Here is a 13,463-nt window from a genome sequence, read left to right on the forward strand (position 1 = left end):
GAGGCGGCTATGAACGTCGACCTCGTAGACAAGAGCGAGCCTCGCAGGCTGTCGGTAACGAGCTGAACCCTTGTGCCAGCAACCGCAATCAGACAAGAGGTTGCACATGCGGTTCGCAGACTAACGCTTCCTAAAGTCCGTTAGCTTGCGCATGTAGTAGCCCTGTCTCTGAACGGCGAGTTTAATGTCCTCGCTGACGCTCGCTACTTTTTTCTTCTTGCGCCATCTGCCTGCCGCGCCCGGAAGAGGAATTGGCAAACCATTGCTCACAACCAACAGATCACGTCTGTCGTTCAGATACACATCGAACATTCTAAGCCCCCTAGCCGATTGTCAGAATATCGCGGCGGGCAAAAATGGCAACTACTCCGCCCGGCCATATGGAAGCGGCAGGCGCCGGCAGCACGCCGCTGCTGCCGCCTTCATTTGGGAAGACATTCCACATTGTAGGCAATGATAATCTGTGCTGGGTCAGCTTTGCCGATGGTCTTCAAGTCTTCTAGACCACTTCTCAGCTTAGCTCCGGCGTCCCCTAAACTTCTTTCAAGCGCCGACTTAGCCGCCCTGCATCGTTCTTCGTTCGAGAACTCTTGAAACACCACAGTCGGAAGGAGACGCCATTCCGCCCTGTCGTTGGTGGCGGCCGGGCTGACTGAGTAGGAGAAGACGTACATCAGAACCCACATCGGCATGCTCCACTTGTGACGTGATGGCAGTGACGGGGCCTCCCTCCGTCGTTTAGACGCGGATCGCCTTGGCCTCCGTTATTCCGTTGACTTAAGTGCGGCCGAGCACGCGGGCGACAATTCGGCCACTCGCGCCTTGAGGCAGCGTATGATGCGATGGCTACCGGGCCGAAGTCCTTTGCAAAAGCGCTCCACATCGCTTTTGCATTCTCGTGCAATCTTAACGGGGTCTGTCAACCGGTTTTTGGCGAATGCATCTTGACCAAACAACGCGATTGCAATGCCGAACAAGGGGCTTAGCCAGTTCATCTCTAACTCTCTTCTACAAAGCTGTTCACGTGCCTGAGCCCGAGGGCACAAACGTTGACCTAGATCAAACCATTAATGGCGGTGACGTTCTTCTGAACGGAGAGGGCCGCCGGGTGAGTGTCCAGTTGGGCTTGTTCTTTAATTCCTAGGATTTTAATCTATTTCGCCAAATGCGTGAGGGATGCAGATGTCGGACAATCCCATCGACGTGATCGAAGCCGCCATTCGCTCCGCCTTCACCAGTTACCCAAAGGAAGACGACCCGGATTGGAGAAGTCCGCACTGGATCAAGCCCGAAGAGTGCACGCACTTGGCACAGGGCATACTGCTGGAATTGCAGGCAAAGGGATTTGAAATCGTGAAGAGGCAGACCTGACAGATGGACGGCGCACGGCGCCAATCGGTCGAGTCAACGTGCCAATCCAGCGCGCATCAAAAATTGAAATCGGGTGCCGATCAACACTGGCAACGAGGTGATGCGCGCGGGCTGGCGGGCACCATGGAAGGATGGCGTCGGTCGTCCGGGTCCTCACCGGAGCGTGCGTCGCACAGGGTTGCAAAGGGGGCTGGCGCGTGTCGCCGCGCGGGTGCATGCTCCCGCATGTTATCTCTGCGAGGGAGGGCTTGATCATGCGTCACCCAAGACAGCTACTCCAAAGCGAAAAGGCCTATACCGCAGGCATGATCGGGCTCGGGTTGCTCCCGGTTGCGATGGCTATCGCCGCAATCCTGGTGCCGTGACCGACACGCAGCAACAACCATCGACGTTGCGGACGCCGATCCTAAGTCCGCGCGAGAAGCGGCTGTTGCGACGTTTCGCCCAAGGCAAGACAGACAAGACAATCGCGCAGGAGGTGGCGGCACGGCCAAGCAGGTCGCAGCGGCGCGCGCGATGCTCACCAACAAGCTTGGTATTTGCTCGCAAGAGAACCTCGTGTCGCTGGCCAGCCAGCTTGCTCCTTGGCCTTCGCGGATCAGGAGATGATCGTCCGCCAACTACGTCGCGCCGCCGGGTCCTTCTGAGGGCGTCGAACGGTGCCGGGACCGCGCGATCCCAGGAGGTCTGGATATTTACAATTTCCGTTTTTCGGGTTTCGTATGCTGAATTCGCTTTAGAGGTTCTCGCGAGATGTGGCGCACTGATCTTACCGAAGCGACGATGCAAGGCTGGGCGCGGCTCGACGCAGCGCAGCGCCAGCGGTTTTTCGAGGCGTTCGTTGCGGCGGCGCTGCGGCTCGACAGGCTTGAGCTGCGAGCCTGGCTTCGGCGGCGGCTAAAAAATCCACCGCTCGCCCCTCCGTTCGATCCGGCTCGCTTGCTTGGGGATGCCGACATTGCCCTCGTCCTGAGGGCGACGGGCGAGGCTGATCGCGCCGCCGACCGTTGACGATCCCTACAAGGACGAAGCCTACCGGCTATGGGCGATCAAGCAGCGCGGCAATGGGCTGATCTGGTTGGTCGCAGTGCTTGATGTCCGCTTGTCCCCCGGTAGCGGCGCAGAAGCGGACATGCCGAGAGGTTCAATAGCAGGGCGGATAGGGAGCGTATCCACAAGCCCTGCGGTAGCCATACGCTCCGTAAGCCGCAGCTCCCGCCGCCGCAGCTCCCGCCGCTGCACCATAGTAAGCTCGCCGATGCACCCTGCGATTAACGCCTGCTACGCTCATCGGTGTCAGTGGTCGCCCAACTCGCGCTTCGGCACCGTCAAGGGATACGGATAGCACTTTCGCCGGTGAGTATTGGAGCGACAACGGAGCTGCCGTGAAGAGCGCAGCAGTCACGATCAATCCAAGAAGCTTGGCATTTCTTGTCATGTTGTTCTCTCCCTGTCGGGCGATGATCAAACACAACGTGACATGCCGCCTTGCGTCTCGCCGTTGATCTGGATCAATAGGCACCCACTTCAAATGCGCCCCCGGAATGGGACCGAGGCCTTTACCGTCGTGGGACGGCATCGGTATTGTGCGATACGGCGAAATCTGACACGGCGATGACCGCTCCGGGTCAAAATCCGAAGAACTCGCTTGGAGCACAATTCGTCTGCTCCGCCTGCCGAAAAGCGGACTTCACATTCGGTTTCGCGGCAGCGCCGCATAGGCTGGAGCTACTGCAAGCGCTGCACCGGGACGATAAGCGGAGGTGGGGACCTATCGACCCACTACGCTCCAGCCGAGCTACTTAGCTGTCCCCGTCGTAACTCCTGGCTCTGTCGTAACTCCGCGCCGCACTTGGCGCGCTTCACGGCGCCCCTCGCGGCGCACTTGGCGCGCGTCACGGCGATCCTCGCGGCGCTCGCGTCGCCCCTCACGTCGATCTTGACGCCTTTCCATGCCAGCGGTCTGCGCCTCCGCGTCGGGGACCATCAGCATGGTCGGGAACGCGGCTATTGCAGTCGCCAAGCCCAAAGAAGAAAGAAGCTTCCGCCGAGAGATCATGACTACCTCCCTTGCTTGCTGGACTGCCCCAAGACTTAATAGTTTACTCGCTCTGCCCGTCCCCGTCTTGGTCTATGTCATTGTTGCACTCAGATCCGCCGTCCTGCGACGGTCGCGCCAGCGGACGAAGCCTACCGGTTGTGGGCGGTCAAGCAGCAGGGCAAGTGAGCGAGACATTATCGCCCGTCGTCCTGCCAAGGCCCCCTTTAACGACAGCACTGATGACCCGAAGCGGGTCACTTCCGGTAATGGCACCAAACGAACATAGGCTCGGCAGCCTTTGTCTGTTGCTGATCCAAACAACGATACGCTCGGCGAGCGGCTTAGGCTGTATGTCGAAGAGAACTTCCATAATGCTTGAAGAAGTTATCAAGCTTCACTGGTTCGCCGGTATCTCGCCAGAACAGTCTTTTACCGAGGCTGGCCGCCACTGCGAGGCGGTGGTGGCCGCCGATTAGAGTATGGTCATCGGATGCTGTTGCGATGATCTCGCCGTCTTCGTCCACGATTTTCATAGGCTGCCTCCAATCCAGCGCGCGGTCAGGCCGCCGCGATGGTGCGCAATCTATCTAACCTCATGCGGGCTCTGGGCGTTCCAATCCATGAAGATCACGGCTTCCGTATTCGACATGCGCCACATAGCGCACCGCCCTTTGTGTACCAACTGGCGCGCCAACTCGTGATGGCTGTTATTTCGCCGCGCAGCAACGGCTGGCCGCAAGAAAATCATCCGGGGTGTATAAAAAGGAGCATCCCGCAACGTTTTCGTGCCCTAATGCTGCGAGCATATGGAGCGGCAGAAAGAGACGATGCACTCCTAGGCGGCTTGGTTCTCTCTGCCGGAACAAGCCCTGAGGCGACCTCAGTTGGAGCCTCTCGCTGTCTATCCCCAGCGGATAGGGCGATCTCAGAGTGGCCCACAAATAGGCACACAGACCAGACAGTTTTTGCCGGTGACACAGCCACGTTGGACAATAGGGAGTAGGTGCAATGAGAGTTTCCTCGATTGTCGGACTGCTGTTTGCAGCAGTGATGTTGGCGATCATTCCGGTCTCGCCGCAGGTGACGCCGCGCGGCGTGGAATTAAGCGTTGATCAAGCGCAGGCCGTCACGTACCGGCGCGCCCGCGTGACTGCGCGTCGTGTCGACCGTCGCGATTACCGCTATACGCGTCGCGCCGTGCGGCGTGGTGTTTATTAACGGAGCGCGATAGGCAAGGGTGCGAAGTGGCTGCCGACACCGAGTTCGTCCGATTATCGGGGTAGACCGGAAGTGCGCCGGCAAGTGCCAAGACCCGAAGCGGGCGCTCGGTCGCATGGCCTTGGGCGCTAGGCGGACCTCCGTTGATCTAGGTCAACGTCCGCGATCCTTCGGCGCTCCTGCTATGTTCAGCCGCACCTGAGGCGGCTCCCGTCGATCTTTTAGTTCCGCAGCACGAAGAGCGAGGTCCGCCATGTATCCGAGGAAGCGTCTTTCGATCAAGTCAGCGACTGTTACCGGGATTGCTGCCAGCGCCTTGTTGGGGGTTGCAGGTCTCACTCTCACTCCGGCACCCGCCGAGGCGGTAATTTACTGCACGTATGTTGGCTATCCGGCAGGTTGCGTCGCGAGGGCCGGCGTCGTGCTGAGGCCTCGTCCGGTGGCGCGCGCGGCTGTCCGTCATAACGCCGGCGGCAACATGAACGGAGGCGTCAACCGCGTTGGGGCGCGTCGGTAAAGAATTTTTAGGCGGATCGCGAACGAGAAAAAAGCCGTCCCGCTTCGTCCCGGTGGCGGCTTTTTTCGTTCCCGCGCGTAGTACAGAGGACCAACAGCGGCGACATCGCAGCATGAAGCACACTTGGTATGTCACTTTCGAAGTGCCACCCGATGGCACGCTGTCAAGGCGGCGACATCCGCGTTTAACCGAGACGTTCGCAACAGAGGAAGAAGCTAAGGAATTTGCACGAACCAAATTCACCAGTGGATTGATCGTCACTGCCGGAACCATCATCCCTCACCTCCCGAGAAGGGCAATTCCGTCGGTGGAAATTCCAACTTGGCTTGAACTGCGTGGCCAAGTTGATCCAGATCAATAGCTAGGCTCTCGACGTTAGCGACATGCTCTGCGGATTAGAAATCCGCTGCTCTATCCATTGAACTACGGGCGCGACGGCCCGTTGCCGATAAAAAATCGCCGAGATTGGCTAGACACTCCGTTGAAAACCTTTGGTCGATCTGCGGTCCGTTGTGGCGCCGAGACAAAATTAAATGATTGATTTTGTTGAAAGGTGGGACTTCTGCCGGGCCCACCAAGAATATCAGTATCTTACTTGGTCTCCGTTGCCCCCACCGCAATGAGCGCACCAGAAACGGCACCAGATACGTGCACTTTTCGTTCGTGCAGAGTTCGTGAGGGTGTCAGGCAAGATCTCCTGCTGATGAGTGGATGCGACAGTGCATCGGACTATCCTCGCCTTTCCGGCCGACGGAGAGGGACCGACGGAAGCAGCCCCTGCCTTTGGCGATGATGTCGGCCATCTCCGTTAAAGCAGCGCGGAACGGCTGCTCGTGCAAAACAACGCCTCCCCGAAAAACGGGCATGGTCAATCTGAGACGTGCTGTCCGCTTTATGCTACCTTCTGACGCCTCCATCGAGCGAAACCGATGTTTAGTTTTCGCTCTTTCAATCGCAACGAGGGGCCATCCCCTTTACGCAGCCGCCATGATCGAACCTAGCGGCACGTCTAGGAAATAAACAAATCCGCACGGATCGTAAGTGAGTTGCACACGACCGTTCAATTGCTGGCCGAGCGATTCCATCATGCGGGTGCCAAAACTGCGCCTTGTCGGCCGCTGAACCGGAGGGCCGCCCTTTTCAGTCCACGTCAGGCGCATCCGCTGCTTGTCGTCATCGATGGTCCAGGCAATTTCGACGCGGCCGTTGACGTCGGAGAGGGCGCCGAACTTGGTGGTGTTGGTGCAAAGCTCGTTGAAAGTCATCGCAAGCGCGATGACGGCGCCTGACGTGATCCTGATATCCGGTCCGTTGAAATGGAATCGCCTGGTCCCTTGGCTGTCGTAGGGTTCGGTGGCGTCGCTGAAGGTATGAGTGAGACTGGCGTTGGACCAGCTGATCTGCATCAGCAGATCGTGGGCGCGCCCGAGCGCGAGCAGCCGACCCTCCATGGCCTTCTGTCCATGCTCGATGCTGGTCGCGGTCCGGAAGCTCTGCGAGGCGATGGCGCTGACGGTCGCGAGCGTATTTTTGATGCGATGATGCAACTCGCCAAGAATGAGCTTTTGCAGTTTGTCGGCAGCCTCGCGCTCCCTCGCATCGATTCCGGCTTGGGCGAGCAACGCCTTGGCGTCGATGCCGGCCTGCTCCAGCAACAGACGAAGACTGTCGTTCTCCGCAGACAAAGCCGTTTCATGGGCGGTCCGCGACGGTGGATCGATCGGCGCGCCCGTCGGTACGTTGCCGTCGGCTTGCACCATGGTGGCGCCCTGAACGATCTTCAATGCGCCGGCGCCGACCATCGCCTGCAATTCCGCAGTCATTTGCGCGACCCCCAGCGGCTTGCTGAAGAAGCGGCTGTCGGTCGGCCTTTCGGCGTCAGATGGCTTCACCTGACCGGACACCAAGATGATTCCGATGTCGGGCCAACGGCTGTGCACGGCATGGGCCAGTTTCAGGCCGTCCATGCTGCCTGGCATCTGAATATCCGTGAACAGCAGGGCGATGTCCGAGCGCGATTCCAGAATGGCGATCGCCTCATCCGCGTTGACGGCTTCCAGCGCGCAAAATCCCGCATCTTCCACGATATCGGCAGCGCGCATGCGCAACACCATTTCGTCCTCAACCACGAGGACCTTGGCCACCTCGGGTAGCTCGGTTGATCCTGTTGCCGTTGTCATCGTGGCTCCTTCTCGAGGCAGTCGAGTGTCTGGCAGTTCCTTGCTGCGCTCATTGTGGACGAATAGCGAGCTAAAGCCGGCTCCGCATCGCCAATAGATTCGATCAAACCCGCGGTGAGACCATAAGCTCCAGCATCGCCATCCTGGCGAGGACCTTGGGATCTCGTTCGCCTTCCTTGGTGGAGCGAAGAATGCTTTCGCTTATCGATGTGACCTGAGCCGATGAGACCGGGTGAGGGAGCGTGGAAAGGGCGCTGTCCAACGCCGTCGTCATGATGCTGATGACATCAGGCGGGAACGACGCGTGCGGAAAATCTTTCATGGGCCCGGCTTGGCTGAACTCTGGGAACGATCCTCGCGCAGTCGTTGCACGAGTTTTACCAGCGTGGGCGGCAGTCGAACGGACCCCTGATTGAGAAAGTCCGAAGCCGGTCACCAATTTCCTTGCCAATCGCCGAGAGGTGGACGCGGCTGATCTGAATGCTGCGTTCGTGCAAAGGATGAGTCATGAAGTATCCAACTTGCGTCAGAGCCGGCAAACCGGCGATTTCTTTAGCGGCGGGCGGTTACAAGGCGGGCTTCCAGAATTTTGGCGCCGTCCCCGGTCGTTCGCAAACACGCCGCTTCGAGGTTTGGCCAGACCTGACTGCCGCAGTTCACGGCTGACGTCCGGACTTGCAGGCGATCGCCCTTGGCGAGGACCGCTGCTTCGGCAGCTTCCACCTTGGGGGCGAAGGCGGGTAAGGCGACCACGGTGGCCCCGAGCAGCGCCAAGGCCGCGAGGACGAGGAAGGATTTGAACATTTGGGGGCTGCTGACTGGTTGGTCGCTCTCTTCGCCAACAGCCACCGCAGGAGATAGTTCCGTCGATGCGCCTTAGGCGCTTGTATGGGTTGGCGATGGAAGCCGATGTCGGGCTCGCCGGCTATGTCTATCAGCAGGTCACCGGCGACAGCGGAGCCGGTGCGAAGCTCGGCGATTTCAAGGGCCAGTCGGTCGGCATCGGTCCGCAGATCGGGGTCTTCTTTCCCGCGTTACGTCGTAACCGAGAACCGGCCGACCACCCAGACCGTGATGGTCACGCTGAGTCTTGCACCGTCCGCGCCGGAAAAGCCGACGACGCCGCGCGGGCCGAGGCAATTGAAGTAGCCCGAAAGCGGATTACGTGGTCGTGGATGGCGAAGTGAGCCCGCTTTGAGTCAAGCTCGGAAGTCGGCGGGTCCATAGATGGTCTGCTCTGCCACTGTGAGCGGACATCACCGGATCCGCGGTTCAAGTCCGCGAAGGGCCAGTTGCGGACTCAGAAAGACCGGTTGGGATGTGACGAATGCCAACGGTCACGTCTTCCTTGAGGTCGGTATAGAGGTTGAAAGCTACAGCGCCACCGGTGTTGGTGAAGATCAGGCCGCTGGCTCAAATGGCGCGCCCGGCACGATACTTCCGCCGGCGAGGCGGGCTTTGCGCGAAGGCGATCCAGACCTCTGACGTTGCTTGCGCAGTGGCTTGAGTTATTGCTGCCGCATGGCGCTGCTCGATTCCTGAGAAGGCGGGAGCGCAAATTGGCGTTCTCATCACCGATGTATGCCACTGGCCCTGCGGTGATGCCTCAGTGTGCGCTTCCCGACGTTGGAAAGCGAGTATTAAGAGGTGGATGAAAGTTCCGCTGGTGGAGACGCTGCCCGTGGAGGCCCCAGCATTGGGCCGGGGGGCGTTATGATGCTGGGGCTCCGGACAGGCTTCTGCCTCGTGGGACCGAGACCGTCACCGCAGAACACAAGCCGGGCGCAACATAGACGTTCCCAGCCAAGTCCTAAATCTCCCCTGCCTAGGGCGGATTCCCACCGGCCCGCGAGGTCTAGTGCTTGTACGGCGCCCGCCTTTGAGCCCTGCGCGCCATCTCCATCCATTCTTCCCCAAGCTTCAGCCACGCCTCCTTGTCGACCTCTCGCGTCGCCCTCTCAGCCTCATGCAGGCAATTCTGCGCTTGGCGCAGATATCTCACAAAATCAGTGTCGCCCATCTGCGTACAATGCGGCGGCCAACGGAAGGTGCCGAACTGGAAGCCGCAGACGCCGTCTTAAGGATCCGCCGCCCCGCATAGAAGAGGAGCCTCGTCAGATTATCGAAGCGGCGACGTCAAGCTTCGTGAAATCATCCGAAAGCGCCGCAGCTTAACTAAGGCCGCCAGATGAAGCTGCCTTACCTTTGCTCGTTCCTCGCGAGGGAAGCTAGTCGATCCAGTTGGCCGGCCAAACCGACATAGGTTCGGGCGATGTTTTTCAGAACGTCGGCGCGATCCTTGGAAATGCCGCTCGCGCCAGAAAGTCTCTTGTAGTGCTCAGCCTGTTCTCGGCACTCAGCAATGTTGATCATCGGCCCAGCCTTCCTGTTGCCCGCGCGGGACGTGGGAGCGCCTCTCCCCGCTGGCTTGCCTTCTACCATGTTAGGCCCCTTAAATCAGCTTCAGACACTGGGTTAAATACGGACAGCGCCAGCTTGAGTTGGACAAGGAACCACAACGGCGGGCGAATATTTGAGTCGTCGCTCGCTTGCCTAGCCGAGCCGGCGGAGCGGGCCTACGCCCCTTGACCCCTGCAGCCGAGGCCGTCTCTTCGCCCTGTCGGAGTGGTGTATGCGTTCCTCGCCATCGATCGTGCCGGCCGACCGCCTCGACCGCGACATCTATCTGGTGCTTGAAGACTTCGGCGCGCATGCCTCTCGGGTCGGCCTTGAAACCGACATCTATCAATCGAGCCATGTGGCGCTAACGGGGGCGTGGAATATTTCAAGGTCGCTGTTGAGTTCGCTAAAGCGGCTGCTTGGCCATTCGCGGTAGGTTGCGCACCACGCGCCATGTTGTTAGACCGCGCCTTCAACCTCGAAGGAGCGCCGTTTTGGCTAAGAAGAAAAGAGCAATCCGTCGCGAGTGGACTGCTGCCGATATCAAGGAACTTAAAGCGCACTCCAAGGCACGAACGCCTGTCGTCAAAATAGCCAAGATGACCAAGCGAACAGAGAGTGCGCTCCGTCAGAAGGCCCTGGGCTTGGGAATCGGCCTCGGGCATCAGCGGTAGTTGATGGGTCGCGCGTGCCCGCCGCTCACCACGGCCGCTGCATGCAGTCGGAACAATCTCATCGGGGGCCCGTTGTCTCCGATGGCCAAAACATCCAATAAATTTCGTGAAAATGCACATAATTGCCTGCAACTCGCTGATGGCGCGACCAATGCGCAGGCGACGCGCCGTTACAAGCGGATGGCGCGGGCGTGGTCGGCCCTAGCCGCAGAACAGGATTGGCTTGATGGCTATCCAACACAAAATGATTGGGCCAGCGAGTTGGCCGGAGATGCGATCGACGGCTTGGGCGATAAAGATGCTAGCGCCGCTGACGCCAAGGCTCGCAAGAGTCACCCCGTGGGGTTTAGGGACGCGCGTGTAGACAACGATTGATCGTTAGCCATCTAGGGCCGCGACGAAGCGGCTTTACCGACCTTCCAGACGTGGAAAACGCGCCGAACCCGCTAGACCGGATGCTTGGCGAACAGGCGAACAGCAACAACCAAAATACTCACCTCTTACGCTCAACTTGCGCGCTGGCACCTTCGGCCAGCTTTAGCCAATCTGCCGCCAGCCTTAAGGGCCAACAGCGGATCGCTGATCTCTCTACGATCCGGCGTGCGCGTGTACGACTGCCCAACCTGTAAGAGGTTGTTGCGGGATGCCAGTTGCCACAATTTTTCTGAAGCGTTCTACCTCTAGGATGGTCAAGAAAACTCGGCAGCAGGGTGTAAATGGTCCGTACCGGTGCGCCTAAAACTTCGACCATTTGGTCCGCAGAGGACGAAGAAATGCTTTTACAGATGAGAGAAAGCGGAGCGTCATTTAAGGATGTCGCAGCAGCGCTCGGCCGGAACCAGGCGTCAGTCGAAGCTCGCTATTCCAACTTAAAGAAGCAGACTAAACTGCAAAGCTGAGCCGCACGGGCAATTGGCGCCTCGGTTGTTTTGCCAAATTCTAGAAGCTACTTGAGAGAGTTACGGGCCAAAGAAACAGCTCCCGAGAAGACCAAACGCAGGGTCCGTCCATTAGACGTTGGGGTGTCGGTCGTTCCTGACGGCGCGGCCCGTCAGTTATGGGAAGCAACCAGCTGCGCACACCGAGGACACACGCCGTCGGCCGCATCCGTGAGTTGGCGCACAATCTCCTCCACGAGATCTTCACGCTGCCAGCAAGTGCCATCACTCTTGGTGATGCTTCTGGCGCGGTAATAAGCATGGGTTTCGGCGTCGCTGTCTCCGACGCGGATCATGACCTCTGGATGGAAAGGACAAAGGGCAATAGCACGCGTTGTCAGCAATGCATAGCGCATGGTCGATTCGAGATTGTCGGTGTGGAGCGGCATCGTAGCCTCCTGCTTCGGGCCACAAGCGTATGTGAGCGCGGAAGCAAAGGCGCAGCCCAATTCTCTCCCTTGCGCGCTTGACCTCAGCGTCCTCAGCGTCCTCAGCGTCACGCGGCACGATGCACTGCGCGATGCCAGCGATTACTTACGCTCCGCGTCAGCCTCCTGCTCAAGCCGCAAAATATGTGCGCGCAGCGTGTCAAACCGCTCCTCGGCAACGTCGCTGAATAGCGGGTCATTGTGACTCGTTGCGGCTGAAGCGATCTCAGCCCAATCTTGAGGCTTGAGAACCTTAAGTGCCACAGGAAAAAAATCGCGATCTTCCATCCTCATGTGACGGCGCTCGTGCGCGATAAAATCCCGAACGATAAGATCCACGTCTTCGCGCAGAATTTCACGTTCCGCGAGAACGCTGTCGACCGCCTGAGCGACGCGGCGTAGAAGTTGGGCCCCTTTCTGGTGTTCGCGAGCTAGATCGCCGACCTTCGCAGCAGCAACCGGATCTCGTGCCCTCAGCCTGGCGAATACTAAGTCTTCCTGGGGATGATGATAAATTTCTGGGTAGACTTCGAAGTAACTGATAACCGCGTGAATGACCTCGTAGTCAGCACGGTCGCCGCGGTCGAATACCTCGAGTTCCCGCTCGAGGATCGCCAGCAACTTCTCAATGTTGCGATGCTCTTGGGATAAGCGCTCTATGATCATGGCAGAGCTCCATAAACCGGTCTCAATATAGTCTTTGGTCCGGTGTCAGCATTTGCGACAGATCAATCCGAGACAACTTAATCGGCGGTTGGCTTTCCCGACAGCAGTCTCAGCCGCGCCCTCAACTCCAGCTCGACCTCGACCGGCTCCTTGTCGCAACCGATCAATGACCGCGGCTCCCGATCCAATGGGCTGGCACGGAATTTCGACCGGCCGAGCGCTTCGGCGAGTGCGATTTTTAGGTCTCGCAACTCGGCGGGGGCATGCGGGCCGCGCTGCAGTTCGATGCCACGCCGAAACAGGGCTACTGCTTTAGCGGTTATCCGTCGCCCGCTTTCGAAGCATCGGCGTGCTATCCGTCGCGTCGCCAAGCAATTCCGCCACTACTCGCGCCGGGACAATTGGCTCGGTTGCCCCAGACTCATCGATCCGCTTCTGCAAATCGCGGCGCTCACTGGTGAGTTTCGATTGCGGCGCGTACAGGTCTGATTGCTTTTGCAGCAGCGCTGCATAAGCCGGATCGGCCTCCGCGAGTGAGGGAATGCGATACGGCTCTGCCGCCTCCTTCTTCTTAAGCAATGCCATTAAATAGATCCTTCATTAGGTTCACAAATGCTTCGCCCTTTACCACGCCAGCAATGCGATGTGTTGCCTGTTGATGGGAAGCCAGCGCGCTTGGCAAAACGAAGCGGGTTACGGTGTCGTTCGGTGTATGGGCGGAAAGCTCGCGCCAGCCATGGGCGAACTCAAAGCGATGGCCGCGGATGTCATCTACGGCGTCCGCCGGGCCGCCGATAACGACCTCGGAGTAGACTTCCAGATAGTCCAGCGCTGATCGCGGGATGCTATCGGGTGCATCAGGCGACAGAACCGCCCCGCCGGGAGCCATTGCGCTATAGGCCCGAGCGTGGTCCACGGCTTCATGAAGCTTTGGCGCAGACATCAGAGTTGCGAGCAAAAGGCATACGTCGCGCTGTTCCAATTCTGGCGCAACACCCGGCGCGCCGGAAGGCAGTAGCCCGGCCTCCAG

Annotated in this window: 18 protein-coding genes; 7 read left to right on the top strand and 11 right to left on the bottom strand. The window is 59.1% G+C overall.

Annotated elements, in window-relative coordinates; all coding sequences use genetic code 11:
* Positions 1-120: 120 nt before the first annotated feature.
* On the bottom strand, positions 121-312 hold the full coding sequence (locus CT676_RS33740) for a hypothetical protein (protein WP_041955355.1): 192 nt from the start codon (positions 310-312) through the stop codon (positions 121-123).
* A gap of 110 nt (positions 313-422) precedes the next feature.
* Positions 423-686 carry a hypothetical protein gene (locus CT676_RS33745; protein WP_014497287.1) on the bottom strand — a complete coding sequence of 88 codons (264 nt, stop codon included), beginning with the start codon at positions 684-686 and terminating at the stop codon, positions 423-425.
* A gap of 496 nt (positions 687-1,182) precedes the next feature.
* Between CT676_RS33745 and CT676_RS33750 the strand changes: the two genes are divergently transcribed.
* Positions 1,183-1,371 carry a hypothetical protein gene (locus CT676_RS33750; RefSeq protein WP_244464034.1) on the top strand — a complete coding sequence of 63 codons (189 nt, stop codon included), beginning with the start codon at positions 1,183-1,185 and terminating at the stop codon, positions 1,369-1,371.
* A 753-nt stretch (positions 1,372-2,124) separates the two neighbouring features.
* Positions 2,125-2,382, top strand: a complete 258-nt coding sequence (locus CT676_RS33760; protein ID WP_085398334.1) for a hypothetical protein — start codon at positions 2,125-2,127, stop codon at positions 2,380-2,382.
* A 1,371-nt stretch (positions 2,383-3,753) separates the two neighbouring features.
* Here the strand turns inward: CT676_RS33760 and CT676_RS33770 are convergent.
* Complete coding sequence (locus CT676_RS33770) at positions 3,754-3,945, bottom strand: hypothetical protein (protein WP_028150075.1); 192 nt, start codon at positions 3,943-3,945, stop codon at positions 3,754-3,756.
* Between the two features lie 475 nt (positions 3,946-4,420).
* Here CT676_RS33770 and CT676_RS33775 point away from each other — a divergent pair, with 475 nt between their 5' ends.
* Positions 4,421-4,630, top strand: a complete 210-nt coding sequence (locus CT676_RS33775; RefSeq protein WP_135216245.1) for a hypothetical protein — start codon at positions 4,421-4,423, stop codon at positions 4,628-4,630.
* 253 nt (positions 4,631-4,883) lie between these two features.
* Positions 4,884-5,147, top strand: coding sequence for a hypothetical protein (locus CT676_RS45495; RefSeq protein WP_085398333.1), 264 nt, complete (start codon positions 4,884-4,886; stop codon positions 5,145-5,147).
* 974 nt (positions 5,148-6,121) lie between these two features.
* On the opposite strand, the gene CT676_RS33790 is transcribed toward CT676_RS45495, so the two are convergent.
* The 3 genes from CT676_RS33790 to CT676_RS33800 form a co-directional block, all read right to left on the bottom strand.
* Positions 6,122-7,291 carry an HWE histidine kinase domain-containing protein gene (locus CT676_RS33790; protein WP_244623349.1) on the bottom strand — a complete coding sequence of 390 codons (1,170 nt, stop codon included), beginning with the start codon at positions 7,289-7,291 and terminating at the stop codon, positions 6,122-6,124.
* 139 nt (positions 7,292-7,430) lie between these two features.
* Positions 7,431-7,649, bottom strand: a complete 219-nt coding sequence (locus CT676_RS33795) for a hypothetical protein (protein WP_085398330.1) — start codon at positions 7,647-7,649, stop codon at positions 7,431-7,433.
* 230 nt (positions 7,650-7,879) lie between these two features.
* Positions 7,880-8,131, bottom strand: a complete 252-nt coding sequence (locus CT676_RS33800) for a hypothetical protein (RefSeq protein WP_085398337.1) — start codon at positions 8,129-8,131, stop codon at positions 7,880-7,882.
* A 95-nt stretch (positions 8,132-8,226) separates the two neighbouring features.
* On the opposite strand from CT676_RS33800, the gene CT676_RS33805 reads away from it, so the two are divergent.
* Positions 8,227-8,514 (top strand): transporter, encoded by a 288-nt coding sequence (locus CT676_RS33805; protein ID WP_205124619.1) that lies wholly within the window; start codon positions 8,227-8,229, stop codon positions 8,512-8,514.
* A 1,012-nt stretch (positions 8,515-9,526) separates the two neighbouring features.
* On the opposite strand, the gene CT676_RS33810 is transcribed toward CT676_RS33805, so the two are convergent.
* On the bottom strand, positions 9,527-9,700 hold the full coding sequence (locus tag CT676_RS33810) for a hypothetical protein (protein WP_244623350.1): 174 nt from the start codon (positions 9,698-9,700) through the stop codon (positions 9,527-9,529).
* Positions 9,701-9,959: 259 nt separating this feature from the next.
* Between CT676_RS33810 and CT676_RS33815 the strand changes: the two genes are divergently transcribed.
* Together CT676_RS33815 and CT676_RS33825 are read left to right on the top strand one after the other, a co-directional pair.
* On the top strand, positions 9,960-10,163 hold the full coding sequence (locus CT676_RS33815) for a hypothetical protein (RefSeq protein WP_135216247.1): 204 nt from the start codon (positions 9,960-9,962) through the stop codon (positions 10,161-10,163).
* Between the two features lie 319 nt (positions 10,164-10,482).
* Positions 10,483-10,776 (top strand): hypothetical protein, encoded by a 294-nt coding sequence (locus CT676_RS33825; RefSeq protein ID WP_135216249.1) that lies wholly within the window; start codon positions 10,483-10,485, stop codon positions 10,774-10,776.
* 676 nt (positions 10,777-11,452) lie between these two features.
* On the opposite strand, the gene CT676_RS33830 is transcribed toward CT676_RS33825, so the two are convergent.
* From CT676_RS33830 to CT676_RS33845, 4 genes are all read right to left on the bottom strand, one after another.
* Positions 11,453-11,728, bottom strand: coding sequence for a hypothetical protein (locus CT676_RS33830; RefSeq protein WP_135216250.1), 276 nt, complete (start codon positions 11,726-11,728; stop codon positions 11,453-11,455).
* A gap of 141 nt (positions 11,729-11,869) precedes the next feature.
* Positions 11,870-12,433, bottom strand: coding sequence for a hemerythrin domain-containing protein (locus CT676_RS33835; protein ID WP_135216251.1), 564 nt, complete (start codon positions 12,431-12,433; stop codon positions 11,870-11,872).
* A 312-nt stretch (positions 12,434-12,745) separates the two neighbouring features.
* A complete protein-coding gene (locus CT676_RS33840; RefSeq protein WP_135216252.1) occupies positions 12,746-13,018 on the bottom strand; it encodes a hypothetical protein in 273 nt (90 codons plus the stop codon).
* On the bottom strand, positions 13,005-13,376 hold the full coding sequence (locus CT676_RS33845; RefSeq protein WP_135216253.1) for a hypothetical protein: 372 nt from the start codon (positions 13,374-13,376) through the stop codon (positions 13,005-13,007). The genes CT676_RS33840 and CT676_RS33845 overlap by 14 nt, the downstream gene beginning before the upstream one ends.
* Positions 13,377-13,463: the final 87 nt, after the last annotated feature.

Origin of the sequence: Bradyrhizobium sp. MOS001 (assembly GCF_004634465.1) — a bacterium.
GTDB classification, from domain to species: Bacteria; Pseudomonadota; Alphaproteobacteria; order Rhizobiales; family Xanthobacteraceae; genus Bradyrhizobium; species Bradyrhizobium barranii.

Bases quoted from the DNA above. Each gene is read 5' to 3' on its own strand.
- CT676_RS33740 (WP_041955355.1), bottom strand. From the start codon at position 312: ATGTTCGATGTGTATCTGAACGACAGACGTGATCTGTTGGTTGTGAGC.
- CT676_RS33745 (WP_014497287.1), bottom strand. From the start codon at position 686: ATGTGGGTTCTGATGTACGTCTTCTCCTACTCAGTCAGCCCGGCCGCC.
- CT676_RS33750 (WP_244464034.1), top strand. From the start codon at position 1,183: ATGTCGGACAATCCCATCGACGTGATCGAAGCCGCCATTCGCTCCGCC.
- CT676_RS33760 (WP_085398334.1), top strand. From the start codon at position 2,125: ATGTGGCGCACTGATCTTACCGAAGCGACGATGCAAGGCTGGGCGCGG.
- CT676_RS33770 (WP_028150075.1), bottom strand. From the start codon at position 3,945: ATGAAAATCGTGGACGAAGACGGCGAGATCATCGCAACAGCATCCGAT.
- CT676_RS33775 (WP_135216245.1), top strand. From the start codon at position 4,421: ATGAGAGTTTCCTCGATTGTCGGACTGCTGTTTGCAGCAGTGATGTTG.
- CT676_RS45495 (WP_085398333.1), top strand. From the start codon at position 4,884: ATGTATCCGAGGAAGCGTCTTTCGATCAAGTCAGCGACTGTTACCGGG.
- CT676_RS33795 (WP_085398330.1), bottom strand. From the start codon at position 7,649: ATGAAAGATTTTCCGCACGCGTCGTTCCCGCCTGATGTCATCAGCATC.
- CT676_RS33800 (WP_085398337.1), bottom strand. From the start codon at position 8,131: ATGTTCAAATCCTTCCTCGTCCTCGCGGCCTTGGCGCTGCTCGGGGCC.
- CT676_RS33805 (WP_205124619.1), top strand. From the start codon at position 8,227: ATGGAAGCCGATGTCGGGCTCGCCGGCTATGTCTATCAGCAGGTCACC.
- CT676_RS33810 (WP_244623350.1), bottom strand. From the start codon at position 9,700: ATGATCAACATTGCTGAGTGCCGAGAACAGGCTGAGCACTACAAGAGA.
- CT676_RS33815 (WP_135216247.1), top strand. From the start codon at position 9,960: ATGCGTTCCTCGCCATCGATCGTGCCGGCCGACCGCCTCGACCGCGAC.
- CT676_RS33825 (WP_135216249.1), top strand. From the start codon at position 10,483: ATGGCCAAAACATCCAATAAATTTCGTGAAAATGCACATAATTGCCTG.
- CT676_RS33830 (WP_135216250.1), bottom strand. From the start codon at position 11,728: ATGCCGCTCCACACCGACAATCTCGAATCGACCATGCGCTATGCATTG.
- CT676_RS33835 (WP_135216251.1), bottom strand. From the start codon at position 12,433: ATGATCATAGAGCGCTTATCCCAAGAGCATCGCAACATTGAGAAGTTG.
- CT676_RS33840 (WP_135216252.1), bottom strand. From the start codon at position 13,018: ATGGCATTGCTTAAGAAGAAGGAGGCGGCAGAGCCGTATCGCATTCCC.
- CT676_RS33845 (WP_135216253.1), bottom strand. From the start codon at position 13,376: ATGTCTGCGCCAAAGCTTCATGAAGCCGTGGACCACGCTCGGGCCTAT.